Source organism: Dyella sp., assembly GCF_035508675.1.
Lineage (GTDB): Bacteria > Pseudomonadota > Gammaproteobacteria > Xanthomonadales > Rhodanobacteraceae > Dyella_B.
In genome coordinates this window covers 21,756-46,233 of record NZ_DATJMN010000037.1, presented here as the reverse complement: position 1 = coordinate 46,233, position 24,478 = coordinate 21,756, and the positions used below count along the sequence as shown (strand labels likewise).

The 24,478-nt window shown below is 63.5% G+C and carries 22 protein-coding genes and 1 riboswitch; of the genes, 5 read left to right on the top strand and 17 right to left on the bottom strand.

All coding sequences use genetic code 11. The features are described from left to right. Positions 1 to 115: 115 nt before the first annotated feature. On the bottom strand, positions 116 to 1,108 hold the full coding sequence (locus VMA74_RS02335) for an aldo/keto reductase (RefSeq protein WP_325364414.1): 993 nt from the start codon (positions 1,106 to 1,108) through the stop codon (positions 116 to 118). Positions 1,109 to 1,219: 111 nt separating this feature from the next. Here VMA74_RS02335 and VMA74_RS02330 point away from each other — a divergent pair, with 111 nt between their 5' ends. After that, a complete protein-coding gene (locus tag VMA74_RS02330) occupies positions 1,220 to 2,119 on the top strand; it encodes a LysR family transcriptional regulator (RefSeq protein ID WP_325364412.1) in 900 nt (299 codons plus the stop codon). Positions 2,120 to 2,155: 36 nt separating this feature from the next. Here the strand turns inward: VMA74_RS02330 and VMA74_RS02325 are convergent, their stop codons facing one another. The 3 genes from VMA74_RS02325 to VMA74_RS02315 form a co-directional block, all read right to left on the bottom strand. Further along, positions 2,156 to 3,319, bottom strand: coding sequence for an alpha/beta hydrolase (locus tag VMA74_RS02325; protein ID WP_325364410.1), 1,164 nt, complete (start codon positions 3,317 to 3,319; stop codon positions 2,156 to 2,158). Between the two features lie 182 nt (positions 3,320 to 3,501). Then, positions 3,502 to 4,035: a TlpA disulfide reductase family protein gene (locus tag VMA74_RS02320; protein WP_325364408.1), complete on the bottom strand. Its 534-nt coding sequence runs from the start codon at positions 4,033 to 4,035 to the stop codon at positions 3,502 to 3,504. Positions 4,036 to 4,215: 180 nt separating this feature from the next. Further along, complete coding sequence (locus VMA74_RS02315) at positions 4,216 to 4,965, bottom strand: glutathione S-transferase family protein (RefSeq protein ID WP_325364406.1); 750 nt, start codon at positions 4,963 to 4,965, stop codon at positions 4,216 to 4,218. A 189-nt stretch (positions 4,966 to 5,154) separates the two neighbouring features. Here VMA74_RS02315 and VMA74_RS02310 point away from each other — a divergent pair, with 189 nt between their 5' ends. Then, the gene (locus tag VMA74_RS02310; RefSeq protein WP_325364404.1) at positions 5,155 to 7,500 is read left to right on the top strand and encodes a S9 family peptidase; all 2,346 of its coding nucleotides are present in this window, start codon (positions 5,155 to 5,157) and stop codon (positions 7,498 to 7,500) included. Between the two features lie 4 nt (positions 7,501 to 7,504). Beyond that, a complete protein-coding gene (locus VMA74_RS02305) occupies positions 7,505 to 8,473 on the top strand; it encodes a hypothetical protein (protein ID WP_325364402.1) in 969 nt (322 codons plus the stop codon). A gap of 260 nt (positions 8,474 to 8,733) precedes the next feature. Here the strand turns inward: VMA74_RS02305 and VMA74_RS02300 are convergent, their stop codons facing one another. The 4 genes from VMA74_RS02300 to VMA74_RS02285 all read right to left on the bottom strand — a co-directional run bounded on the left by VMA74_RS02300 (position 8,734) and on the right by VMA74_RS02285 (position 13,583). Then, positions 8,734 to 9,948, bottom strand: coding sequence for an ABC transporter permease (locus VMA74_RS02300; protein WP_325364400.1), 1,215 nt, complete (start codon positions 9,946 to 9,948; stop codon positions 8,734 to 8,736). Between the two features lie 10 nt (positions 9,949 to 9,958). After that, on the bottom strand, positions 9,959 to 11,260 hold the full coding sequence (locus VMA74_RS02295; protein ID WP_325364398.1) for an ABC transporter permease: 1,302 nt from the start codon (positions 11,258 to 11,260) through the stop codon (positions 9,959 to 9,961). Positions 11,261 to 11,356: 96 nt separating this feature from the next. Further along, the gene (locus VMA74_RS02290) at positions 11,357 to 13,195 is read right to left on the bottom strand and encodes a M56 family metallopeptidase (RefSeq protein WP_325364396.1); all 1,839 of its coding nucleotides are present in this window, start codon (positions 13,193 to 13,195) and stop codon (positions 11,357 to 11,359) included. A 1-nt stretch (position 13,196) separates the two neighbouring features. Next, the gene (locus tag VMA74_RS02285) at positions 13,197 to 13,583 is read right to left on the bottom strand and encodes a BlaI/MecI/CopY family transcriptional regulator (RefSeq protein WP_325364420.1); all 387 of its coding nucleotides are present in this window, start codon (positions 13,581 to 13,583) and stop codon (positions 13,197 to 13,199) included. A 190-nt stretch (positions 13,584 to 13,773) separates the two neighbouring features. Here VMA74_RS02285 and VMA74_RS02280 point away from each other — a divergent pair, with 190 nt between their 5' ends. Next, positions 13,774 to 14,448, top strand: coding sequence for a DUF2076 domain-containing protein (locus VMA74_RS02280; protein ID WP_325364394.1), 675 nt, complete (start codon positions 13,774 to 13,776; stop codon positions 14,446 to 14,448). Positions 14,449 to 14,535: 87 nt separating this feature from the next. Here VMA74_RS02280 and VMA74_RS02275 read toward each other — a convergent pair whose 3' ends face one another. The 9 genes from VMA74_RS02275 to VMA74_RS02235 all read right to left on the bottom strand — a co-directional run bounded on the left by VMA74_RS02275 (position 14,536) and on the right by VMA74_RS02235 (position 22,725). Then, entirely contained in the window at positions 14,536 to 14,967 is a 432-nt protein-coding gene (locus tag VMA74_RS02275) for a GNAT family N-acetyltransferase (RefSeq protein ID WP_325364392.1), read from the bottom strand. 15 nt (positions 14,968 to 14,982) lie between these two features. Beyond that, on the bottom strand, positions 14,983 to 15,990 hold the full coding sequence (locus VMA74_RS02270) for a ribonucleotide-diphosphate reductase subunit beta (RefSeq protein ID WP_325364390.1): 1,008 nt from the start codon (positions 15,988 to 15,990) through the stop codon (positions 14,983 to 14,985). Positions 15,991 to 16,006: 16 nt separating this feature from the next. Next, positions 16,007 to 16,243 (bottom strand): hypothetical protein, encoded by a 237-nt coding sequence (locus VMA74_RS02265; protein WP_414649542.1) that lies wholly within the window; start codon positions 16,241 to 16,243, stop codon positions 16,007 to 16,009. A gap of 66 nt (positions 16,244 to 16,309) precedes the next feature. Further along, positions 16,310 to 18,712: a ribonucleoside-diphosphate reductase subunit alpha gene (locus tag VMA74_RS02260; protein WP_325364416.1), complete on the bottom strand. Its 2,403-nt coding sequence runs from the start codon at positions 18,710 to 18,712 to the stop codon at positions 16,310 to 16,312. 305 nt (positions 18,713 to 19,017) lie between these two features. Continuing rightward, positions 19,018 to 19,224, bottom strand: a riboswitch (cobalamin riboswitch). A gap of 103 nt (positions 19,225 to 19,327) precedes the next feature. Continuing rightward, on the bottom strand, positions 19,328 to 19,624 hold the full coding sequence (locus VMA74_RS02255; protein WP_325364388.1) for a hypothetical protein: 297 nt from the start codon (positions 19,622 to 19,624) through the stop codon (positions 19,328 to 19,330). 11 nt (positions 19,625 to 19,635) lie between these two features. After that, complete coding sequence (locus VMA74_RS02250; RefSeq protein ID WP_325364386.1) at positions 19,636 to 20,031, bottom strand: peptidase C13; 396 nt, start codon at positions 20,029 to 20,031, stop codon at positions 19,636 to 19,638. Between the two features lie 140 nt (positions 20,032 to 20,171). Next, positions 20,172 to 21,281, bottom strand: a complete 1,110-nt coding sequence (gene zapE, locus VMA74_RS02245) for a cell division protein ZapE (RefSeq protein ID WP_325364384.1) — start codon at positions 21,279 to 21,281, stop codon at positions 20,172 to 20,174. 109 nt (positions 21,282 to 21,390) lie between these two features. Next, on the bottom strand, positions 21,391 to 22,077 hold the full coding sequence (locus VMA74_RS02240; RefSeq protein WP_325364382.1) for an alpha/beta hydrolase: 687 nt from the start codon (positions 22,075 to 22,077) through the stop codon (positions 21,391 to 21,393). A 126-nt stretch (positions 22,078 to 22,203) separates the two neighbouring features. Next, positions 22,204 to 22,725: a c-type cytochrome gene (locus tag VMA74_RS02235; RefSeq protein WP_325364380.1), complete on the bottom strand. Its 522-nt coding sequence runs from the start codon at positions 22,723 to 22,725 to the stop codon at positions 22,204 to 22,206. 438 nt (positions 22,726 to 23,163) lie between these two features. Here VMA74_RS02235 and VMA74_RS02230 point away from each other — a divergent pair, with 438 nt between their 5' ends. Continuing rightward, positions 23,164 to 24,423: an efflux RND transporter periplasmic adaptor subunit gene (locus tag VMA74_RS02230; protein WP_325364378.1), complete on the top strand. Its 1,260-nt coding sequence runs from the start codon at positions 23,164 to 23,166 to the stop codon at positions 24,421 to 24,423. Positions 24,424 to 24,478 lie beyond the last annotated feature (55 nt).

Genomic DNA, 24,478 nt, shown 5'->3' with positions numbered 1-24,478 from the left:
TGAGCGCAGCGAACCCCAACGTCGCTCAGCATGGCAATGTTGGGGTTCGCTGCGCTCACCGCCAACCTACGGCGGCCCGCGTCGATTCATGCATTGGGTTCGCGCCCATCGCGGCTCACCGCCCGATATGGGTCATGCCGGTCGGCGCATAGCGTGCACCAGCAACCGCTTCTGCCGGGAAGATGCGGTCGATCGACGCCAGCTCGTCCTCGCTCAACTGCACGTCGAGTGCGCCGATGTTTTCGTCCAGGCGTGAACGCCGGCGCGTGCCCGGAATCGGCACGATATCCTGCCCTTGTGCGAGTACCCAGGCCAAGGCGAGTTGCGCCGGCGTGCAGCCTTTTTCCGCGGCCAGCGTTTCCACCTGCTTCACCAGCTGCAGGTTGCGCGCGAAGTTTTCGCCCTGGAAGCGGGGGTTATTGCGACGGAAATCGCCTTCTTCGAAATCGTCGGGCGAGGTGATCGCGCCAGTAAGAAAACCGCGGCCCAGCGGCGAATACGCCACCAATGCGATGCCCAGCTTGCGGCAGGTGGCCAGCGTATCGTTTTCTTCCACGTCGCGTGTCCACAACGACAGCTCGTTCTGCAGCGCGGTGATGGTGTGCACCTTGGCGGCCCGCTCGATGGTTTGCGGCGCGGCTTCCGACAAGCCCAGGTAACGCACCTTGCCGGCTTTCACCAACTCGGCCATGGCGCCCACGGTTTCTTCGATCGGCACGTTGGGGTCGACACGGTGCTGGTAATACAGGTCGACGTGATCCACGCCCAGGCGTTTCAGGCTGGCATCACAGCTGGCATGCACGTATTCCGGGCGGCCGTTGACGTCACGGAAGGCGGGGTTGGCCGGATCGCGTACGATGCCGAACTTGGTCGCCAGGAACACCTGCTCACGGCGTCCCTGGATGGCTTTGCCGACCAGCTCCTCGTTGGTATGGGGGCCGTAGACGTTGGCGGTGTCCAGAAAATTCAGGCCACGCTCCAGTGCGTGGTGAATGGTGGCGATGGATTCGGCATCGTCATGCGCGCCATAAAACTCACTCATGCCCATGCAGCCGAGGCCGATGGCGGAAACCCTGGGACCGTGCTTGCCGAGTGTGCGTGTCTGCATGATGGTGATCTCGCGGCTGGGGGAGGGGGAAACCGAAGCATCATCGGCCGATGCGGTCCTCTGATAAATGCTCAATAATGAGCTTCACTATTTCATCAACGCCAACAATCCATGGACCGCCTCGATGCCATGCGCCTGTTCACGCGAATCGTGGAACTGGCCAGTTTTACCGCTGCGGCCGACGACCTGAACCTGCCGCGCGCCACCGCCACCCACACCATCAAGCGGCTGGAAGCGCAACTGGGTACGCAGCTGTTGCAACGAACCACGCGCCGCGTGCACACCAGCCGCGATGGCGAAGCGTATTACCGCCACTGCGTGCGGCTGCTGGCCGATGTCGACGCCGTGGAAGCGGATTTTCGCCAGGCCGCAGCGCAGCCGCGTGGACGATTGCGCGTCGATCTGCCCACCCAATTGGCAAGGCTGTGGGTGATTCCGGCGCTGCCGGCCTTCTTCGCACGCTACCCCTTGCTGGAACTGGACATCGGTACCGGCGATCACTTCGTGGATCTATTACGCGAAGGCGTCGATTGCGTCTTGCGCGTCGGCAACTTGCCCGACTCCGGATTGGTCGGCCGGCGCGTCGGTGCGCTGGAGCAAGCCACCGTCGCCAGCGCCGATTACGTACGCCGGCACGGTGTGCCGCGCAACCTGGCTGAGCTGCAGGACGGTCATTACGCGGTGAACTGGGCATCGCCCACCACGCATCGCGTAGAGCCGCTGGAATTCATGGTCGGACGCAAACAGCGGCAAGTAAGCCTGCCTGGGCGCGTCACCGTCAGCGGCGTGGAAGCTTATCGGGGATGCTGCGAGGCAGGCCTGGGCATTGCGCAATTCCCGCGCTATCACTTGACCGGTGCATTGGCGAGCGGGCAGCTCAAGGAATTCCTGCCATCGACGCCGCCGCCATCCTTGCCGGTCACCGTCCTGTATCCACCGCACCGGCAGGTGCCGGCGCGGTTGCGCGTATTCGTGGATTGGCTGGTGGAGGTGATGGGCAAGCAGCTGTGAGCGCTTTGCGCACGCATTGGCGTGCGGTCTTTCGCATCACTGCGTGCGCACGACCTCGGCGGGCGCGGCATCGCCGGCCTGCTGCGCCAGCGGCAGTGCATCGGTGACCAAGTGCACCAGGAAGCGGCCCGGCTGCTCCTGCATCATCATGTGCGCGGCATCGGCAAACACCACCAGCCGCTTCGACGGCGCCTCGATATGGGTAAACCACGTCTCGGCCAGTTCGTACGAGGTGGTGTAGTCGTGCGCGCCCACGTAAACGATCACCGGGCAGCGGAACCTGGTGACGTGATCGAAATTCGTTGCCAGCAAGGCCGGCAGCAGATGGTTCAGCGAGTACAGGCTGCCTTTGCCGATGGCTTGCAGATCGGCGCGGCTGTAGTCGGGCGATAGCGACTCGGCATCGTCTTCGAACTGATAGTCCTTGCGGCCCCAGGCAAGGCCGCCGTAATACATCTCCCACTTGCTGCGCACGCCGACGCTTTCGATCGTCGGCTTGCCGGTGCCCGGATAAGGCGCAATCGCCTGCAGTTCGCGCATGGCCGTCTGGTTGCCCTCCTCGCGCGCGCGGCGCAGGGCAAAGTTGTAGCCCACTTCTTCGTTGCGGCGCCCGTTCACCACCTGGCCCACCGAGATATACGCATAGAACCATTCGGGATGCTGCTGGGCCAGGGTGACGCCGAGGATCGTGCCCCAGGAATGGCCCAGCAGGAAGATCTTCGGCTTGTTGAACCGGTTGCGCAGGTATTGCACCAGCTCCGCGGCGTCGTGCGTCATGCCATCCACGCTCATGCCCGGATTCATCGCGGCTTCCGTATTGGCCGCATACGTCTTGCCGGCGCCGCGCTGATCCCACTGCACCACGGTGAAATAGTCTTCCCACGGCGTCTGGAAGGTGTAGGCCTCCGGCATCGCCGGTGACGCCGGGCCACCGTGCAGGAATAACAGGATTGGGTTGCGGCGATCCTTGCCGCGGATCGATACCCACTGGTCGATGCCGCCGATGCGCAACTTGATCTGCTCGTTCACACCCTGCGGTGTGCTGATCATGCGGTTGCTGTCGAGGATGCGCGTGACCTGCTCGCGCGTAAGCGCGGAAGGCTTGCCTTGTGCGGAGGCATCTGCGGCATGGATGGAAGTGGCGGCGATGCCTGTAGCCAGCGTAAGCATGAAGACCAGCGTCGTACGGAACGTGCTCAAAACGGTTCTCCCCAAGAAGGTGTTGTGCTCAAGGGGCAAATCACGTGCCAACGCGTGAGTGCTTTTTCAATCAAGGATTTGGCCTGGATGAGCGGCTGCGCAAGTGCGTCCGCGGACAACGGCGCGGACGTCCGGGAGAAATTTATGCGCGCATCATCATCGATGCGCAGGCGACTTGCGTGTCACGGCGACGGCGCAGCGGACGCCTGTGCCGGCCGCGCCAGCAAGTTGTTTATTTCGCTGGCAATGCCATCGAGCATGTCGTCGCCGTAGCCCGTATGCACATAGGCCACCTTGCCATCGCGACCGATCAGAAACGTATTGGGAATGCCGTTGATGCCGTAAGCCTTGCCCACCGCGCCGGGGTCGAAGGTGAGGATCAAGTCGGGCGTCTTCTTCGCCAGATAGCGGTTGAGCTTGAGAAAGGTATCGCGATCGTCCCGGTTGATGGCTACCACCTGCAATTGCTGTGGGCTGACGAGCTTCTGGATACCGGCGAGACTCGGCAACTCTTCCTGGCAGTAATGGCACCACGATGCCCAGAACGTGACCACCACCACCTTGCCGCGCATGTCGCTGACGTGCACGGCATCTTCCGCACGCGTATTGCCCAGAAAATCCGGCGGCGTATCGCCGGGGGCCAAGTGCGCTTGAGCGGCTGCCATGGACAGCCAAAGCGGCAAGGCCAACAGGCAGCGTTTGAGGATGGCCGACATGCGTTTTCCCCGAATCCCTTGCAGGTGCGGGACATCATATAGCCATTTCAAATAGCCACCGACGCGTATCCGGCATTTGCCCTGATTAGCGTCGACCCCCAATCACACCGTGCCGTGACTACGAGCAAAAAAGCAGCAAGCTGAGGCACGATGCCGGTGAAGTATTTTGTTGCAACATTCTCACCCGCGCGGCAACCCATGCTGCGGCACCTGGCTGCCCATCGTCTCCCGCGTAAGCGGCGCTCCCATCGTCGCCAGCGTTGTGCGCTGTTCGGTCACCGGAATGCGCAGTACGCCATCTTCCCAGCGCGCCAGTTTCTGGAACACCGGCAATGCCTGCATGCGCTGCACGAACGCCGCGGTGCGCGGCCAGCGGGTTGCATCCACGGCATAACGCACGAACGAAGCCGTGCGGAAATAGCAGGCGAGGCTGATGTCGGCGATCGACAAGGCTCCAAAAATAAAGCCGTCGACTGGCAGTTGCGTTTCCAGGTAATCGAGTGCTGCGGGAATTTCCACTTCACGCGCGTGCTGAACCACTGCTTCATCGGAGGTTTCGCGGAAAACATGCTTGCGCACGGCCAGCTGATAGAACAGCCGCCAGATCAATACGTCGGCCAGATACGTATCGGCATATTCCTCCAGCCAGCGGGCCTTGGCGCGTTGCGCGATATCGGCCGGATAAAGCGCAGGCTGCGGATGTTTGTCTTCCAGGTATTGGCAGATCACGCTGGAATCGTTGAGCACCAATGCGCCGTCGATCAGTACGGGGATGCGCCGCAACGGGCTGATGCGGGTGAAGGCCTCGTTGCCGACGAACGGCGTGATCGGGTCGATCTCGTAATCCAGCCCCTTCAGCTCCATGCATGCCAGCACCTTGCGCACATAGGGTGAAATGTAGTTGCCGATGATGGTGTAGCGCTGCGACATGTTCCGGCTCCAATCACGTATCGGATACCGGCATAGCGTACACAGTCTGCGTGTTGCACACGCACAATGGAGACGCCTTGCGGGGACCTTTGGCAGGGGCGGGGTGTGACGTCAACCGCTACGATGGCCGGTCATGGCAAGATGGCGGGAGGCCGCTGGCGCGGCTGTCTGTTTTCAATGGGAGCAAACATGCGTTCGATCATCGGTACGTCGCGTCTGTACGGCGCACTCGTATGCGGGCTGCTGGCCCTCGGTTCCGCAGGCGGGGCTGTCGCTGCAGGCCGCGTGCTCACCGCGCAAGATTATGCGCAGGCCGAGCGCTACATGCCGTACAACACCGCGCCGCTGGTCGATCACATGGTGCGCAGCGTGCATTGGCTGGACGGTACGCATTTCTGGTATGTCGATCATGACGCCAGTGGCGATCATTACCTGCGCATGGACGCCACCAACGGCAAGGCCGCGCCGCTGCTCGATCAGGCCAAACTCGCCGCGGCGCTGGCCAAGGCCGGCAACAAGGGCATCAAGGCGGACAAGCTCGGCATCAGCGACTACCGTGTCGCCGCCGACGGGCGCGACGACATCACCATCGGCGGCACGCATTACCTATGCGACCTGCATGCGGCCGGCACCTGCGTGAACCGCGCAACCCAGGTGAAGACCGGCAAGGAGCCCGGCGCGCTGTCGCCGGACGGCAAGCAGGAAGCCTTTATCCGCAACTGGAACCTGTGGGTGCGCGACGTCGCCACCGGCAAGGAAACCCAGCTCACCACCGATGGCGTGGAGAACTTCGGTTATGCCACCGACAACGCCGGCTGGCAGCACAGCGACAAGGCGATTCTGGAATGGTCGCCGGATTCGAAACAGATCGCGACCTTCCAGCAGGACCAGCGCAAGACCGGCGATATGTACCTGGTCACCACCAAGCTGGGGCATCCGGAACTGCAGGCGTGGAAATACCCGCTGGCAGGCGACAAGAACATCACCATGATCGAACGCGTGATCATCGACGTGCCGGCGCACAAGGTGCTGCGCCTGAAGATGCCGCCGGATCAGCACCGTTCCACCTTGTGCGATGACGTGAGCTGCGGCGACAACGGCGGTTGGGACGATGTGAAGTGGGCACCGGACGGCAAGACGCTCGCCTTCGTGTCGACCTCGCGCGATCACAAGCATGAGACTTTCCGCATCGCCGATGCGAACACCGGCGAGGTACGCACGGTGTTCCACGAAGACGTCGCCACCTATTACGAAAGCGGCAATGGCGCGGTGAACTGGCGCTATTTGCCCGACACGCACGAGGCGATCTGGTTCAGCGAGCGCAACAACTGGGGCAATCTGTATCTCTACGACCTCAATAATGGCCAGCTCAAGCGCGCCATCACCACTGGCCAGGGCAATGTCACTGAAGTGCTGCGCGTGGATGCGAAAACGCGCACGGTGTGGTTCCGCGGCGTAGGCCGCACGCCGGGTGTCAATCCGTACTACCAGCAGTTCTGGAAGGTGAGCCTGGACGGCGGCGAGCCGGTGCTGCTCACGCCGGAACCTGCCGATCACATCATCACGATGTCCGCCGACGGCAAGTACTTCGTCGACAGCTATTCCACCAACACCAAGCCGCCGGTTACCGTGCTGCGCGATGCCAGCGACGGCCACACCATCGCGACGGTGGCCACCACCGACATCAAGCGCCTGCTCGCCACCGGCTGGCAACCGCCGGAACTGATCGTGGTGAAGGCGCGCGACGGCAAGACGGATTTGTACGGGCTGATGTTCAAGCCCACGCATTTCGATCCGGCCAGGAAATATCCGCTCATCGATTACGTCTATCCCGGTCCGCAAACCGGTTCGGTCAGGACCTTTGGCTTTGCACCGTCGGAATACGATAACCAGTCGCTGGCGGAACTCGGCTTCATCGTCGTGGCCATCGATGGCATGGGTACGCCATGGCGCTCCAAGGCCTTCCACGATGCGTGGTACGGCCACATGGGTGACAACACGCTGCCGGACCAGGTCACTGCCATCAAGCAGCTCGCCCAGCGTTATCCGTGGATCGATCTGGATCGCGTCGGCATATGGGGTCACTCCGGTGGCGGCAATACCACGGCGGACGCCATGTTCCGCTATCCGGATTTCTTCAAGGTGGGCTGGGCCGAAAGCGGCAACCACGACAACCGCGAATACGAAGACGACTGGGGCGAAAAGTGGCAGGGCCTGCTGGTGACCAACCCGGACGGCAGCACCAACTACGACAACCAGGCCAATCAGCTCATCGCCAAGAACCTCAAGGGCAAGCTGATGCTGGTGCACGGCACCGTGGACGACAACGTGCCGCCGTACAGCACGCTGCTGGTGGTGGATGCGCTGATCAAGGCGAATAAGGATTTCGACATGTTGATGCTGCCCAACCAACGTCATCACTATGGCGACGACACGCCATACATCACCCGCCGCCGCTGGGATTACTTCGTGCAATACCTTGCTGGCGATACGCCGCCGCAGGCTTACGCGCTCAAGCCCTGGCCGTGGAACTGATGGCATGACCGCGAGCGGCAGCAAGGCGCTATGCCTGAGCCTGCTGCTCGCGGGTTTTGCGCCGGTTTGTGCTGCTGCCGGCGCGCCTTCGATCGCTTCCTCGTTTGCCGCGTTCTGGCCCGCCGCGGAAGGCAAGCCCTTCCTGCAGCAGGAACAGGTGTGGAACCGAAATATCGAAGCGCCGCGCCAGGCGATCTATGACACGGTGGTATGGGAAAAGCAGCACGATCCGTATTGGCAGGCACGCCGGCAGATCTGGCTGCGTGCGCGCTTCGCGAAATACCCCGCCTTGGCGGCAGGCATCCCGGGTGAAGTGCGTGCGTTGCAGGACGCCATTGCCAGGCAGTCGGTGCGCTTCAAGGCGTTGTTTCCCGATGCGGATGCGCATCCGCCGGTAACGATCCTGCTGGCGCCTAACTTCGATGCCAAGAGCGGTGTGCTCGGCAACGGCAAACCCGTGCTGGCGTTCGCAGCCGATTCGTTGTTGCTGGAGCACGCCCGGCTCGACATCGTGGTGCCGCACGAACTGTTTCACCTGTATCACGCACAGCATGCCGGCATCCGCAACGATGGCGTGATGCCGGATGCGCCGCTCAGCTTGCCGCTGTTCGAGGAAGGCCTGGCCACGTATGTCAGCGGCGAGCTTGCGCCGGGACATACGGATGGCGAGCTGCTGCTGCAGGATGAGCTTGGCGCGATGCCCGCCAGCCGTTTGCCGGACATCGCCCGGCGCTTCCTGGCGGATGCGCGCAACAAGGCCATCGATCCCGACCATCCCGACACCTTCAAGCGCTGGTTCAACGCCGCACCCAAGCCGTATCAGCAAGGCCTGCCCAATCGCAGCGGTTACTGGCTTGGCTTGCAAGTGATCCGCTATCTGCGCCGTACCTATACCTTGGCGCAGATCGCTGCGTGGTCGCCGGCGCAGGCCGAGGCGAAAGTCATGGCGGCGTTGCGACAGATCAGCGCGTAGGCTGGGATGCAATCTCAGCATCTAACACCATCGCGCAAACTTAAGCGCATAGCTTGCATTCGCAACGATGCGTCCCCTCCCCTGCGAAGTAGGGGAGGGCTAGGGTGGGGTGCGAGCGTAGCGAGCGGTGGGAGCCTGCCATCGCTGCTTGCGATCAGACGTCATGGCGACATTTGGCTGCGTGCTAAAGCACAAGCAACCCCACCCCAACCCTCCCCTACTGTCGCAGGGGAGGGCGCCGATCATCGCGAACATCACGTTCACGTCGCGCGCGTCGCCACCACCGGTGGCACCGAGGCGGCGCGCAGCGCGGGGCCGAGCACGGCAAGCTGGCCGAGCAGCCACAGTGCGAAGGCGCCGATGGCGGGGTAAAGCATCGGCAAGCGCGGCTGTTCATACTGCTGCATCAACAGCATGTTCAAGCCGTAGGCCAGCACCGCGCCCACAACGACGCCGGTGCCCACGATCAAGAAATTCTCCCACTGGAAATAATGCAGAATATCCCGCCGCGTTGCGCCGACCGCGCGGCGGATGCCGATGGAACGCCTGCGCTGCTGCACCCAGAAACTCGCCAGGCCCGCGATGCCCAGCGCGGTGACGATCAGCAAGCCCATGGCTGCGGCGATCAACAGTGCGATCATGGTGCGGTTGCGGTGAAAGAAATCGGCGCGCAACTGCTCGAACGTCTGCGCGTGGCGAAGGATGCGATTGCCGTGCACACGATCGAGTAGCTCAGCGGCCTGCTTCAGCACGCGTGCGCGGTCTTGCGGTGCCGTACGCAGCACATACGTCACGCTGTTTGCGTCGGGCAGCATCGGAAATACGGTGGCGTAGTCGTTGTCGGCGTTCTCGTGCGCCTGCGGGCGCAGCAGATGATCGATCACGCCGACGATGCGCACCGGCTTCTCATCCGGATAGATCGCCTTGCCGAGCGGATCCTGGCCTGGAAAGAGTTTTTCTGCGAGGGCGCGCGTCACGATGGTGACCGGCACCTGGTCGATGCCGCTCCAGTCGTGCGCACTGCCCAACGGCACGTAGTCGTTCGGCAGAAAACCGCGCCCTTCAACCAGGTGCAGGCCGAGCGTGGCCAGTTCATCCGGCGTGCCGTTGAACGCCGTGGCGGTGGCGCGGGTGGGGCCGTCTGGCACCAGCGCGATGCCATTGGTCCAGTCGTGGCGATTGAACGGCAGCGCATCGACCGCCGCCACCGACTTCACGCCGGCGATGGCACGCAAGGCGGCCAGGTCGGTGTCCTGTCGCACCAGCGGTTGCGCGTTGTCGTCCAGGTCGGTGCTGTCGATCGACACCAATTCGTTTTCCGCCACGCCGCTGGGCTGGCGCAACAGCTGCACGCGCTCGACGATCATGAAGGCGACATTGCACACGATGGCGCAGGTCAGGCTGACCTGCAGCACCAGCAGCAGGGCGGTGAGTTTATGGCGGGTAAGGCTGGCAACCAGTGGCGGTAAGGGCACGACACACACCTCATTGGGTTTTGAGTTGCAGGGCAGGCGTGACGTTGCAGGCGCGCCAGGCCGGTACCAGGCCTGCGCACACGCCGGCGATGATGGCGAGCAGGAACGTGCCCAGCAGCATGCTGATATCCATCTGCGCCAGGTGCGCATAGCCGTCCGGCCGCTGGCGCACGCTCCACAAGCCGAGCTCGGCCAACCCTAAGCCCAGCGCGCCGCCGGCCAGCCCGATCGCGCCGGCTTCGATGCCCAGTTGCAGGAACACGTCGCGCCGTCGTGCCCCCAGCGCACGGCGCACGCTGATCTCGCCGCTACGGCGCAGGAACTTGGCCAGCAGCAGGCCGACGATATTGAGCATGCACACGCCGAGGAAACCCAGCGCCAACCACAGCTGCAGGCGCAGATCGCCAGGCACCACATGCTGGTTGCTCAGCCAGTCCATGAGCCCGAACAGCTTTGCATCCACGGGACGCGGAAAGCGGCCGTGCGCTTGTTGATCGCGCCAGTAGCCGGCGAGGAAATCGCGATAGGCACGCGCTTTGGCCGGACTGTCCAGTTCCACCCAGAACTGCAGCCAGGTGCAATGGTCGCTCAGCCGCGCATCGCCGCCATTGCCCCAGCACGACATGCGCCCGGCGATGTCGAAATCCAGTTCCTGCGCCGTCGCCAGCGGCAGGAAGAACTGGTCGGTATTACCGAAGGCGCTGCTGTTGATCTGCGCGTAGAAGGTCGGCTGCGGCTGCCAGTCGTCGAGCACGCCGATCACGCGAAAATCGGTGTTCTTCAGGCGCACGCTGCGGCCGATGCTCGGCGTGTCGCCAAACAGTTTGCGGTTCAAGCCGGCGTTGAGCACGACCACGCGTGCATGATTGTCGTCATCCTGCGCGGTCCATCCGCTTCCCGCACGAAACGGCGTGGCGAACATGGGAAAGAAGTCGGCGGTGACGTAATGCCCCGATTCGAAAAACGGCCGCAGCGTCGCCTGCGCTGGCCGGATCGGCAACGCTGCCGGGGCCATCGCGGCCTGCCGATCCGCGCGTGCGGCGTGCAACAGGTATATCGCATCCGGCCAGGTCATGGCGCCATCTACGGTGGTGTCCTTGGGCTTGCTGCTGCTGACGGGATCAGGATTGATCACCGGCACGTACAGATGCGCGCTGCGCCCAGGCAGCGGATCGCCGGACATCACGTGCAGCACGGTGATCATGGTCATGCTGGCGCCTATCCCCAGGCCAATGGCCAGGATCATCAACGCGGTAAGCATGCGATTGCGCCGGAAGCTGTAGAGGGCAAGCAGGAGGTAGTAGCGGAACATGGTGAACGTTCTCTGGTTGAAAAAGGCGCGCAAAGGCCCGGCACCCGCCAGGCGGGCGTTTGTTCGTCTACGTAGTGGCTCCCTAGTTCGTGACGCTCAGCGATCCGCTGGTGTTGCCAGACCTTTCGCCACGGCTTCATCCAGCAGCTTGTCCAGTTGCTGGTTCACTTGCGTCGTTTCTGCGGTTCGCTGGCGCGAGATGGCGGATTCGCGCGCGGACAGCTCCGTTTCCTGTTGGGACAAGGCCGCGCTTTCCCGGCTTAAGGTCTGGTGCTCGCGGTCTATTTCCGCCTGCGTCGCGCGTATGCCGCGTTCCTCGCCTTGCAGGGTCAGCTCCCGGATGCGCTGCTCCTGCGGTTCGAGGTGTGCCAGTGCAAGGCGTTGCGCATCGATGCTGGCGAGCCGGCCTGCCAGCTCCGCTTCGCGGTTGGACAGGTCGGCGTTGCGCGAAGCAAGCGCGGCCTGTTGTCCGGCCAGTTCGCCTTGCTGGGCTGCCAGCGCTGCTTCGGCGCGCGTGGGACCATTGAACGGCTCGTAGGTGTTCTCGGCTTGGCGGATCAGGCCGGCATCGTGGCTGACATAGGCGTGGCCACCCCAGCGGAACCACAGCAGCGGGCTGTCCGACTTACTCATACGCTGGATGCTGCCGACGTCCGCGTCATTGCCATCCACGATCAAGGTGCCGCCGTCGTAGAGCACCATGCTGTGGGTTGCACCGACGTGCGTATGGATGTGCGTATGGTTGGCATGAAAGCCCAGATCAGTCGGTGGTGCAGGAGGTGCCGGTACGGGCGCCACGTCGGGTGCCGGCGACGCTGGTGGCGCTGGTGGCGCAGGTGGCGCAGGTGGCGCTGGTATGGCAGGCGGCGCTTGGATGCTTGCGGTGACAGCTGTGTCATGCGTCTGCGCTGCAATGTCACTGGCCGTCACGCGATACGGCAGCACGCCGACCAGCGCAACAGCCGCCACCAGCAGCCAGCTGCGCAAGCCCGGCGTGGTGCCGTTGACGCTTTGCTGCAACATGATCAGCCGCCGTTTCAAATGCAGGAACGTGGAGGACGCGCCGGCAAGGCTGGCATGCACGGGATTGACCACGCCCAGGCGAACCAGCAGATGGCCGTAGTGTTGCGGCGTGGCATCGTGGCGCTGCAGTACCTGCGCATCGCAGGCGGCTTCGCGGTAGATCGCGTATTCGCGCATCGCCCAGGTCACCAGCGGATGAAAAAAGAACAGCCGCTGCATCAGCGCCGGAATCCAGCCCAGCCACAGGTCGCCGCGATGGATGTGCGCCAGTTCATGCGCCATCGCCATGGCGAGTTCTTCTTGCGACAGCGTTTGCTCCGCCGGCAGCAACACCACCGGACGCCAGCAGCCGGTGACCTGCGGCGATACGATCGCGTCGGAGATGCGCAAGGCCGGCGCACGGCGCATGCCCAGCGCCCTGGCTTGCTGCGCGCACACCGACAGCAGGCTGTCGTCGGTGGCGGGGCGTGCTTCGCGCACCAGCGCCCGCGCTTCCAGCCCATCCCGCAGGGCGAACATCACTTGCAGCAGGATGATCGACAGCCACAGCCCAAGCGCCGCTTCGGACCACGACCAGCTCCAGTGGCTTGCCGGCGAAGCGAAGGTGATCGCCTGCGCGGCCGTCATCGCCGCGGCGGCGCTGTCGCCCGTGTGCACGATGATGGCGTGCGGCACGGCGAGCGGTTTTTGTTCGACCGGCTTCAACCAGTGCAATTGCACGGGGTTGCTGAGCGTCATGCCCAGCAGCAGCTGCGCCCCCACCAGCCACCACAACATGCAGCGCACGGCCGGCGAAAGCCGTGGCAGGCAGCGCATGACCAGCCACAGCGTGGCAATCAACACGACGGCTTGGGCGCTGGTCCAGGCCAGGCGCCCCAGCAGGACATCGGCGAAAGCGTTCAACCCAGTCATCTCAGTCCTCCTTGCGGCGCGATTGCAGTTTCGTCACCAGCGCTTCCAGTTCGGCCAGTTCGCTGTCGCTGACTTCCGCGCGCTGCGACATCCACGCGACGAACGGCGAGAGCGAGCCCGACAAGGTCTTCTCGACGAACTGACCCACGGCATTGCTCAAGGCTTCGTTTGGGCCGGTGGCGGTGCTGTAGCGGTACACGCCTTCGACGTGCTGGCGCTTGAGGTACCCCTTGCTGCGCAGGCGTTCCATCATGGTCAGCACGGTGGAGCGGGCCAGGCCGCGCGCCTCGCCGAAGTCGGCGGCGGCTTCGCCCACGCTGACGGGTTCGTGTTCGGCCAGATAGTGCAGGAGTGCAAGCTCCTGGTCTCCGATGGATGGTTTAGGCATGGCTTCGGCATGGGTGACTACACGTGTAATCACGCTACTCTCTGACTACAGCTGTAGTCAATAGGCCGAGTTGCACTGAATCGTGAACCGCCGGCCGCGACCACGACGACCGGCACTCTTGAGGTCATACATCCCGCGCATACTTCCCCTTTGCCGGCATCCTGCCGTCACGAAAACCATCGGTGAACCCATGACTCCCCAGGAACAGCTCCTCCTCGACGATTTCCTCCAGCGCCTGGCCGCCGTGAGCGGCGTGAACAAGGACGCGCAAGCTGATGCGCTGATCCACCAGCGCCTGGCCGGCCAGCCTGACGCCGTCTACTTGCTGGTGCAACGCTGCTTGCTGCAGCAGCACGCGCTGGATGCGGCCAAGGCGCAGATTGCCCAGCTGCAGGCGCAAGTGGCCGGCCAGCAGCAAGGCGGCGGCAGCTTCCTCGGTGGTCAGTCGCCGTCCGCATGGGGCAGCAACCCGCCGCCGTACCCGCCGCAACAGCAGGCAGCCCCGGCAGCCGCGCCGACGTGGCGCGAGCGTCTGTTCGGCAGCAGCGCGCCGGCCGCGGCGCAGCAGGGCGGCGGTTCCAGTTTCTTTGCCAATGCCGCGACCACCGCGGCCGGCGTCGCCGGCGGCATGTTCCTGTTCGATGGCATCGAAAGCCTGCTTGGCGGCCATCGCGGCGGCGGTTTCTTCGGCGGCGGTTTCGGCGGCCAGCCCGAAGTGATCGAAAATGTCACCGAGAACAACTTCTACGACGACGGCAACAACCAGCTGCCGAGCGGCGGCGATCAGGATTTCGCATCCAACAACGATTTCGACGATGCGAATTTCGATAGCGGCAGTTTTGATGACGACAATAGCTGGACGTGATCAGTGCCTGCATGTCCTCTCCCCACGTGGGGAGAGGATCAAGGTAGGAAGTCAGGTCCGCTTGGCAAGCAGGCGTCGCCAGCTAGGCTAGTTTCCTAGGTCCTTGCAGAAAAAAATCCGGCTGGTGCCCGGCGGATCGGACGGAAAGTTGCCGAACTCGCGCCAGCCATGTTTCCTATAAAACTCCGGCGCCTGGAAACTGTTCGTATACAAGATACCGGTGCGACAACCGCGGCGTAGTCCTTCTTCTTCGGCCATGCGTAGCAGCGTGCTGCCAAGGCCATGGCCGCGCATCGATGCGGGCAGGAAAAACACATCGATGAACAGCATGCCGCGCGAGGTGCGGCCGTTGAGTCCACCCACTACTTTCTGTGTAACAGGGTCGTGCACCAGCAACACCAGCGGACGCTGGTCGCTCACCCCGCATGCGGCAAGATTGAACTGATCGAGTCCCTGGCGGATCGCCCCCAGCGCTTCGGCGTCAGGGGCGTCGGTAAGCGTGATGTTCGCTGCGTCCATGCGGCGGATTATGCGTCAGAACGCCATGTCGAAGGCGACTTCGCCTTCCACGCCCACCTGATACGCCGACACGCGGCGCTCGAAGAAGTTGGTGACTTCCTGCACGTCCTGCAGATCCATGAAATCGAAGGGATTCTTCGCGCCGTATTTCTTGGGCAGATCGAGCTGCACCAGGCGCTGGTCGGCGCAGTATTCCAGATACTGGCGCATGTCCTTCACCGACAGGCCGGCCACGCCGCCGGAGAGCACGTCTTCGGCGAATTGCGTTTCGCAAGCGATCGCTTCTTCCAGCATCGCTTCCACCTGCGTGCGCATATCTTCGTCGAACAGGTCCGGCTCCTGCGCGCGCACGGTGCGCACCACTTCGAAGGCAAGCGCCATGTGGCCGGATTCGTCGCGGAACACCCAGTTGGTGCCCGAAGCGAGGCCGTGCAACAAACCACGCGAGCGCAGGAAGTACACGTAGGCGAACGCGGCAAAGAAGAACAGCCCTTCGATGCAGGCGGCGAAGCAGATCAGGTTGAGCAGGAATTGCCGGCGCTGTTCGCGCGTGTCCAGCCTGCGCAGGTTCTGGATGGAGTCGATCCACTTGAAGCAGAACGCGCCCTTCTGCTTGATCGACGGAATGTTCTCGATCGCCGCGAACGCCTTGTTGCGCTCGTTCGGATCAGGAATATACGTATCCAGCAGGGTGAGGTAGAACTGCACGTGCAGCGCCTCCTCGTACAGCTGGCGCGACAGATACATGCGCGCCTCCGGCGCGTTGATGTGCTGGTACAGGTTCAGCACCAGGTTGTTCGCCACGATGGTGTCGCCGGTGGCGAAGAACGCGACCAGGCGATGGATCAGGTGGCGGTCGGCATCCGTCATCTTCGATTTCAGGTCGGTGACGTCGAGCGAGAAATCCACTTCCTCCACCGTCCAGGTGTTCTTGATCGCATTGCGGTACATCTCGTAGAACTCCGGATAGCGCATGGGGCGCAGGGTGAGTTCGAAGCCGGGATCGAGGATGTGTTCGGACATGGATGTTCCTGGGTAGTCAGTCGAGTTTGCGCGCGTAGTTGCCGCGCACGAAACGGCTGATGTAGGTAGAAAGGCCGATGCCCGCCTGGGCCAGCGTCTGCATGTTGCGCACATGCATGCGGCCAGGCTTGGCATCGGTGTATTCGTAAGTGCCGTCGCGCACGAAATGCACCAGGATGAAACCCTCGCCGATCGCATACGCGCTCACGCCGGAGCGGCCGCGGCGGTTGCGATAGGGTTTCAAACTGGGCATGCGTGGTTAGGGTCCTTCACAAGAAGTCCCTGAGTCCCGGCTTTCGCCGGGGCGACGGGATTGGAGTTACTGGCAAGCCTCGCAGTATTCCGGATTCTCCAGCGAACAGAACACGGCAGCCGTAGCCTCTTCCTGCGCACTGGCCACAGGTGCTGCGGCAGCCGTCGCCGTCACGGTCGTCTTGGCAATCTTGGTCGCCGGCCGCGAGCGCAGGTAGTACGTGGTTTTCACTCCTGCCTTCCACGCATACATGTACATGGAACTGAGCTGGCCGATGTTCGGGTTTTCCATGAACAGGTTCAGCGACTGGCTCTGGTCGATGTACGCACCGCGCGCGGCGGCCAAGTCGATCAAGGCTTTCTGCGGCAGTTCCCACACGGTGCGGTAGATCTGGCGCAGGCGTTCCGGGATGGCGTTGATGCCCTGGATCGAACCTTCCGCCAGCTTGATCGCGTCGCGAATCTCCGACGTCCACAATCCCAGCGCTTTGAGCTCATCGACCAGGTAGCGGTTGACCACCAGGAAGTCGCCGGACAGCGTTTCGCGCTTGAACAGGTTGCTGACCTGCGGCTCGATGCATTCGTAGCAGCCGGCGATGGAGGCGATGGTGGCCGTGGGAGCGATCGCAATCAGCAGCGAGTTGCGTAGGCCCTTCGCCTTGATCGCTTCGCGCAAGGCGTCCCAGCGTGCGGCGTCATGCGGCTTCGCATTCGGCCAGTAATCGAATTGCAGTTCGCCATTCGCCGCACGGCTTTCCTCGAAGCCAGGATGCGCGCCGTGCTGCTCGGCCAGCGCATTCGACTGCGACAACGCATGGAAATAGATCTCTTCGGCAATGCGCGTGGACAGCTCCAGCGCTTCGGCCGAATCGAAGGGCAGGCGCAGCTTGAAGAACACGTCCTGCAGGCCCATCACGCCCAGGCCCACCGGGCGCCACTTGCGGTTGGCGGTGGCGGCGGTGTCGATCGGATAGAAGTTCAGGTCGATCACGCGGTCGAGTTGGCGCACTGCCGTGCGCACCGTGCTGGCGAGCTTGGCGAAATCGAAGGCACCATCGACGACATGGCGGGCGAGATTGACCGAGCCCAGGTTGCACACCGCCGTTTCGCCGGCGTTGGTGACTTCCAGGATCTCGGTGCACAGGTTGGACAGATGGATGACGTTTTCCGCTTTGGCCGTCTGATTGCTGGTGGCGTTGCTGCGGTCCTTGAAGGTCATCCAGCCGTTGCCGGTCTGCGCCAGCGTGCGCAGCATGCGCGCGTACAGCTCGCGCGCCTTGACCGTCTTTACCGCAAGGCCTGCGGCTTCCGCCTGGTGATAGGCGCGGTCGAAGGTTTCGCCCCAGCTGTCGACGAAGTGCGGCACGACCTTCGGATCGAACAGCGACCAGTTGCCGTCGTGCTCGACGCGGCGCATGAATTCGTCGGGAATCCAGTTGGCCAGGTTGAGATTGTGCGTGCGACGCGCTTCGTCACCGGTGTTGTCGCGCAGTTCGAGGAATTCCTCGATATCCGCATGCCATGGTTCCAGATACACGCAGGCTGCACCTTTGCGCTTGCCGCCCTGGTTCACCGCGGCGACCGAGGCATCCAGCGTCTTCAGCCACGGCACCAGGCCGTTGGAATGGCCGTTGGTGCCCTTGATCAGCGAACCGCGCGAGCGCACGCGCGAATAAGCCAGGCCGATGCCGCCGGCAAACTTGCTGAGCTTGGCGACGTCACCGTATTTCTCGTAGATCGACTCCAGCGAATCGAGCGGCGAATCGAGCAGGAAGCAGGAACTCAGCTGTTCGTGCGCCGTTCCTGCATTGAACAAGGTCGGCGAGCTGGCGATGTATTCCAGCGAGGAGAGCAGGCGATACAGTTCCAGCGTTTCGCCGATCTCATTGCCGCCCAGCGCGCAGGCGATGCGCATGAAGAAGTACTGCGGCGTCTCGATCACCTTGCGCAATTGCGGATGGCGCAGCAGATAGCGGTCGTACACCGTGCGCAGGCCGAAGTATTCGAAGCGGCGCGTGGCGAGCGGATCGATTGCGTCGTTGAGCTTGCGCGCATTGGCCGCCACGAAATCGCGCAGGCGCGCGTTGACGATGCCCAGTTCGGCACCGCGCGCGATCGACTGCGAAAAGCTCTGGATCTCCTGGCCGCTTACTTCCTTGTCGATAAACGCGCCGAGCAGGCGCGCGGCGAGCTGGCCGTATTCCGGCTCTTCCGCAGTAAGCGCGGCGGCGGTGCGAATGGATAGCTGATCCAGCTCCTGCGTGGTGGCGCCGTCATACAAGCCGCCGATGGTCTTCAGCGCCACGCGCAGCGGATCGACCGCATGCAGTCCTTCGGCGCTGCGCGTGACGGCGCGCACGATCTTGTTGACGTCGACCACTTCCTGCCGGCCGTTGCGCTTGGTGACGCGCATCTGGCCCGGATTGTGCGGCGGTGTCAGGGTGAAGGGTGCTTCGGCAGTGGCGGACATCGTGACCGGGTTGGCTGGGGCCGGCGCATTGGCGTCGGCGGAAAAGACGGCGGACTCCGCGCGATCGGCAGAGCGCTCGCGCGATTCGGTATCAACAGGTTGCATGTCGGATGCTCCAGGCTGCGGAACCGGCCCGTGCGGCGGACGCCGGTGGGTGCGGACAGGTTCCTTGGACTCAACCACCTGCTCCCGCGCGCAGGGCTGAGGCGGCGGCTGCCGTCGTGGTCGTGCTCGCCCGACACGGGTGACATCCGCGTCGCGCGACACGCCCCCGCCCGCGGAGGCCGTCACCAGCGGCATGGCGCTCCGGCCATGCCGTGTCGGCAGGTCTTCGGACTTGCGGATGTGGATCTTGCGATCCGCCTACTCGCCCCGCTTCCCGGCCGCGACGGCCAGTGCGTGAATCGGGCTTTGGTCTCCGCTTACCGCTGCGGGGCAGTTCCGGACTTGCACCGGATTCCCGAACCACCTCGAAATCGTCCGAAGTGGCAACCGACGAGGCACAACATATCGGGGTCGCCCCGCCCGGTCAACCCAATAATTTGTGGATAAGCCGGTGGATAAGCGGCGCCACACCAGCCGCCAAGCGGCCTGCGGCCCGCGCAGAATTTTTTTCTATCGCGCGATGGCGACGATGATCCCCAGCCACATCAGCACCAGCCCGGCGGCGAAGCTGCGGCGGGCCGGCCCGATGCGTTCGACGGCGTCGTGCGCCACCGGCGTGGTAGCGATCCAGATGGTCGCCCCGAAGGCGAAGAAGCTGAGAAAGGCCAGGCATACCACCACGATGTCACGCGCGTTCCATGGCGTAGGCTCGTGCACGCCCCAGTAGCCGAGAAAGGCCATGCCCATCGCCGACATGGTGGCGGAGGCGGAGCAGAGTCCGACGACCGAGCCGGTGGGTGCTCGCATGCCGTGCCTCCCTACATGCTTACGTCGATTTCGATGGGATAGCTCGCCGAGTCGGGCAGCTTGGGCGGCGCCGGGAACGTCCATGCGCTGAACTGGCTGGCAAGGCACTTCGCCACCGCCGTCGGGGCGCGCACTTCCACGTTCATGGGATGCCCGTCGGCAGAAATATCGGCCACCAGCGTGAAGGGCGATTTGTCGGCTGTTGCGCGATTCCCCAGGCAGGCGCGCAACGCATCGGTCATCGGGTTGCCGGTCTTGGCCCAGAACTGTTTCTGATAGGCGGGACCGGTAGGTCCGGCTTCGACCAGCTTGGCGCGATATACGCGGCCGGTGAATGTATCTGCAGGGGAGGGTGCCGCGGCGGTGGACGCGCCGGCAAGCAGTGCTGTCGCGATGAACATCAACATGCCGCCAACTCCGTGACGAAGCGAAGCACGCACCCTAGCACCTGGCACAGCCATTGGTGAAGCCGTCCGAACGATAGTGCACGGCCCTTATCGGGCGCTGTCTGTCGGCTAGGTGGACCGGCGTTCTCCGCCGTCGCGGCCTACGAATTCGGGCGATGTTCCAGCGCCAGGTATTCCTGGCTCTGCATCTCGATCAGGCGCGATTCGGTACGCCCGAATTCCGCACGCAAGCGCTCGCCGTCGTACAACTCGGTGATCGGCGCTGCGGCGGAAAGAATCAGCTTGACGTGGCGGTCGTAGAACTCATCGACCAATTGCACGAAGCGCTTGGCCGGATCTTCGCTGTAGATAGTGAATTGCGGCACGTTGGAAACGATGACGGCGGGCGCCAATTTGGCCAGCGCAATGTAATCGGCCACGGCGCGCGGGCCGTCGCACAACGCCGCGAAGTCGAACCAGAGTATCGCGCCGGCGCGCTTGCGCACCGGAATCGGCCGGTCGTTGATGACGATGTCGCCGCCTTCGACCACATCGCCTTGCGCTTGGCCGGCGAAGATACGCGCCAGTTCGCGTTCGGCCTCGGCGCCGGGCGGCGTGTGGTACACCGGCGCATGCGTGAGCGCGCGCAGGCGCCAATCGTGCGGGGAAACCATTTCCAGCACATGGCAGTGCTGCTTGAGCGAGGCGATCGCCGGCAGAAAGCGTACGCGTTGCAAGCCTTCTTTATACAGATGGTCGGGGGCTGTGTTGGAGGTCGTCACCAGCGTGACGCCGCGTGCGAACAAGGCTTCCAGCAGATTGGCCAGGATCATCGCGTCGGCGATGTCGTTGACCAGGAATTCGTCCAGGCACAACACGCGGCAACGTTGGGCGATGCCGGCGGCGACGTCGACCAGCGGGTCTTGCCGCTCGCCCAGTTCGCGCAAGTGCTCGTGCACCTCCATCATGAAGCGATGAAAGTGACGCCGCAGCGCCACGCCATGCGGCAGGCTGGCCGCGAACAAATCCATCAGAAAGGTTTTGCCGCGGCCGACGCTGCCCCATAGATACAGGCCGGGCACGGCTTGATGCTCCTCGCTGCCGAGCAGGGATTTCAGGCGGCCTAACAGGCCGTTGCCGTTGGTATGTGCGCATAGCGCCGATTGCATGCGATCGAATTCCGGCAGCGCGGCAAGTTGCGCGGGATCGATGTTCCAGCGATGGGCGGCGACGCCTTCCTGGTAACGCGCGCTGGGGGAGAGTTCGGTCATGAAAGAAGCAGTCGTGCGTAACGTTGATCTGTACCGCTATGGGCCGTCATTCCCGCTTTTGCGGAAATGACGGCCATAACGCATGGTTGGGGCTTGCAGTGCTGGTCAATCACTCACGGGCAGGCGGTAAATAATCCTGTACCCAATGTTTCACTGACCCGCGCAAATCCATCAGACGACGATGAAAGAAATGCCCGGTCTCGGGCATGCGTACCAGTTCGGGTGGCTCCTCGAGGCTGTCGATCCAATCGAACACCGCTTGCGGTTCCACGATTTCGTCTTCTTCGCCCATCACCACCAGCCACGGGCAGGTGGGCAAGTCGAGCGTTTCGTGCGACCAGCGGCCGACCGGCGGCGCGATGCTGATGAGGGCATCGGCCTTTAGTTGCACCGCGTTGCGCAGCGTGACGTAGCTGCCGAACGAAAAGCCGGCCAGCCACAGTTGATCATCCGGGCGTACCTTGCGCACCCATGCCACCGCCGCGGCGAGATCGTCGCTCTCGCCGCGGCCGTTGTCGTACTCGCCCGCCGATTCGCCGGCGCTGCGGAAGTTGAAGCGCAGCGTGTCGAGTCCGCATTCGCGCAGGCTGCGCTCCAGCATAGTCACCACTTTGTTGCGCATGGTGCCGCCGTCTTTGGAGTTGGGATGGCAGATCACCGCCACGCCGCGGCGTGCAGCGGGGCGCTCGGCCACGTCGCTGATCGCCTCGAGGGGGCCGACGGGACCCTGCAGCGTGAATTCAGTAAGAGCGTCCGGAAAAACGGACGGATCGGGAGAGGGGGCGGCTTGGGTCATGCAGGCAATGATAGCGGTGCCGTGTTTTCTGCATGTACTTTGACGATGCGCACCCTCTCCATCCATGGAAGGAGCAAGAAACAAAACGCCGCCCGAAGGCGGCGTCTGCATGGGCTCAGTCGAAAATTATTTCGCCTGGTCCACGATCCACGTCACCGCCGCTTTCACCTGCGCATCGGTCAGCGCCGGGTTGCCGCCCTTGGCCGGCATCGTGTTGCCATCCGGGCCGTGGTAGCCGTCGATGGCGTGCTTGACCAGCGTATCCAGGCCCTCGGCAATGCGCGGCCCCCACATCGCCTTGTTGCCCAGCACCGGCGCACCGGCCACGCCGGCGGTGTGGCAGCTGTGGCAGAGGTTGTCGTAGATGGTCTTGCCGTCGGTGGTGCCGCCGTAGGCCACTTGCGCGGCGGCGGCCTTGGCGGCGGCTTCCTGCGCGGCCAGCATCGCAGCGCGACCGGTGTTGCCCGCGTAGACCGCGCCGTTGGGGGCGAGGCTGGCGGAGAGCTGTTGCGCCGCCTCGGGATTGGTTTCCTTTGGCTCGTGCTCGTAGATCGTCCATGCGGTGAAGATCAGGACCAGGGTCAGTACGCCGAGGCCGGCGATAAGCAGTGAGAACTGACGCAGGAAACTCTGGTCGGATTTGCTCATGGAACCGCTCACGCAAGTACTCCAGTCATCAAATGATTAGTCTGGACAGCCGCCACGTTTCCCCCGTGACGTACCTTGGCGCCCCTGGCGACCATGCGGCGGCGGATCGGATGGACCCGCTCGCTGCGCACAACAAGGCCGGAGTATAGACGAAGCTCGCAACAAGTTGAGATGGCAGCCCACGGGATCGTCGGTGTCCGGCCGCGGCGATTTGTCCGAGGGCTTAGTAAAGTTGTGTAGATCCGTACGCGTGCGGCAGGCAATCGGTCACGCTTGGCTGTTAACCTTCCGGAGGGACCATGCCATCGGTCATGCGGCACCTGTGTCAACCGGCATTGTCCAAGTTCGCCGGGCGACGTCTATGCTTGTTCGCAAGATGTAGCGTCATTCGCGCCGTGCGGAATCGGGTGGTTCCGCCGTTCAATCCAGGAGTTTTACATGTCGCGTTTTTGGAAGATCGCGTTGATCGTGGTCGCCGTGCTCATCGTGGGTGGAGTCGCTTTCCGCTTGCTGCATAAGCCGGGGGCGGAGGCCGGAGCCGGTGGTCGCCATGGGCAATCGGCCCAGAATGGAGGCGCGCCTGGCGCCAAGGGCCAGGACAATGCGCCGGTACCGGTGACGGTGGAGCCCACCGTCAAGCAGAACGTGCCGGTGTATCTCACCGCGATCGGTACGGTGACGGCGCTCAATAGCGTGACGATCAACCCGCAGGTCGGCGGCCAGCAGTTGATGTCGATCAACTTCAAGGAAGGGCAGCCGGTGAAGAAGGGTGAGGTGATCGCCCAGATCGATCCGCGCACCTACCAGGCCGCCTACGACCAGGCCGTGGCCAAGCAGAAGCAGGACGAGGCCTCGCTGGCCACCGCCATCAGCACGCTGGACCGCAACCAGAAGCTGGTCGCCAACGGCTATGTGGCCGCACTGAACATCGACACCTACCGCAACAATGTTGCCCAGCTCAAGGCGACGGTGATTGCGGACGAGGCGGCCGTCCGCTCGGCCAAGGTGCAGTTGGATTTCACCAAGATCATTTCGCCGATCGACGGCGTGGCGGGTATCCGCCAGGTCGACCCGGGCAATGTGGTGAGCACCACCACCAATATCGTCACGCTGACCCAGATCCAGCCGATCTACATCATCTTCAACCTGCCGGAGCAGAATCTCGAAGCCGTGCGCGATTCGTTCAAGGACGGCGTCGACAAGCTGGAAGTGATCGCGCTGGATCGCGCCGACGCGCATCCGCTGGATACCACCGGCGCGCTGCAGGTGGTGGACAACCAGATCGATACCAGCACCGGCACTTTCAAGCTGCGCGCGATTTTCGCCAATCCCAACCGCACGCTGTGGCCGGGCCAGTTCGTGAACGTGCGCCTGCGCGTGCGCACCGTGCAAGGCGGGCTGGTGATTCCTGCGCAGGCGGTGCAGCGCGGTCCCGATGGCGATTTCGTCTACAAGCTGCAGCCGGATCAGACGGTGGCGATGCAGCCGGTGCACGTGGCGGGTGAGGTTGGCGATAGCCAGGTCATGGTGAGCAGCGGCTTGAACGACGGCGACCAGGTGGTCACCGAAGGCCAGTTCCGGCTCAAGCCCGGCAGCAAGGTGAAAGCGCTGAAGCCGGGCGAAGTGCCGCCGGTGCAGGTGGCATCGGATGGAAACAAGGGCAAGCAGGGCCGTAAGCACCGTGGCAACGCTGGCTGATACCGCTGAGCGCCATGCACTCCCCTTCTCCCGGTGGGAGAGGGCCGAGGGTGAG

Bases quoted from the DNA above. Each gene is read 5' to 3' on its own strand.
- VMA74_RS02335 (WP_325364414.1), bottom strand. From the start codon at position 1,108: ATGCAGACACGCACACTCGGCAAGCACGGTCCCAGGGTTTCCGCCATC.
- VMA74_RS02330 (WP_325364412.1), top strand. From the start codon at position 1,220: ATGGACCGCCTCGATGCCATGCGCCTGTTCACGCGAATCGTGGAACTG.
- VMA74_RS02320 (WP_325364408.1), bottom strand. From the start codon at position 4,035: ATGTCGGCCATCCTCAAACGCTGCCTGTTGGCCTTGCCGCTTTGGCTG.
- VMA74_RS02315 (WP_325364406.1), bottom strand. From the start codon at position 4,965: ATGTCGCAGCGCTACACCATCATCGGCAACTACATTTCACCCTATGTG.
- VMA74_RS02310 (WP_325364404.1), top strand. From the start codon at position 5,155: ATGCGTTCGATCATCGGTACGTCGCGTCTGTACGGCGCACTCGTATGC.
- VMA74_RS02305 (WP_325364402.1), top strand. From the start codon at position 7,505: ATGACCGCGAGCGGCAGCAAGGCGCTATGCCTGAGCCTGCTGCTCGCG.
- VMA74_RS02295 (WP_325364398.1), bottom strand. From the start codon at position 11,260: ATGTTCCGCTACTACCTCCTGCTTGCCCTCTACAGCTTCCGGCGCAAT.
- VMA74_RS02290 (WP_325364396.1), bottom strand. From the start codon at position 13,195: ATGACTGGGTTGAACGCTTTCGCCGATGTCCTGCTGGGGCGCCTGGCC.
- VMA74_RS02285 (WP_325364420.1), bottom strand. From the start codon at position 13,583: ATGCCTAAACCATCCATCGGAGACCAGGAGCTTGCACTCCTGCACTAT.
- VMA74_RS02280 (WP_325364394.1), top strand. From the start codon at position 13,774: ATGACTCCCCAGGAACAGCTCCTCCTCGACGATTTCCTCCAGCGCCTG.
- VMA74_RS02275 (WP_325364392.1), bottom strand. From the start codon at position 14,967: ATGGACGCAGCGAACATCACGCTTACCGACGCCCCTGACGCCGAAGCG.
- VMA74_RS02270 (WP_325364390.1), bottom strand. From the start codon at position 15,990: ATGTCCGAACACATCCTCGATCCCGGCTTCGAACTCACCCTGCGCCCC.
- VMA74_RS02265 (WP_414649542.1), bottom strand. From the start codon at position 16,243: ATGCCCAGTTTGAAACCCTATCGCAACCGCCGCGGCCGCTCCGGCGTG.
- VMA74_RS02260 (WP_325364416.1), bottom strand. From the start codon at position 18,712: ATGTCCGCCACTGCCGAAGCACCCTTCACCCTGACACCGCCGCACAAT.
- VMA74_RS02255 (WP_325364388.1), bottom strand. From the start codon at position 19,624: ATGCGAGCACCCACCGGCTCGGTCGTCGGACTCTGCTCCGCCTCCGCC.
- VMA74_RS02250 (WP_325364386.1), bottom strand. From the start codon at position 20,031: ATGTTGATGTTCATCGCGACAGCACTGCTTGCCGGCGCGTCCACCGCC.
- zapE (WP_325364384.1), bottom strand. From the start codon at position 21,281: ATGACCGAACTCTCCCCCAGCGCGCGTTACCAGGAAGGCGTCGCCGCC.
- VMA74_RS02240 (WP_325364382.1), bottom strand. From the start codon at position 22,077: ATGACCCAAGCCGCCCCCTCTCCCGATCCGTCCGTTTTTCCGGACGCT.
- VMA74_RS02235 (WP_325364380.1), bottom strand. From the start codon at position 22,725: ATGAGCAAATCCGACCAGAGTTTCCTGCGTCAGTTCTCACTGCTTATC.
- VMA74_RS02230 (WP_325364378.1), top strand. From the start codon at position 23,164: ATGTCGCGTTTTTGGAAGATCGCGTTGATCGTGGTCGCCGTGCTCATC.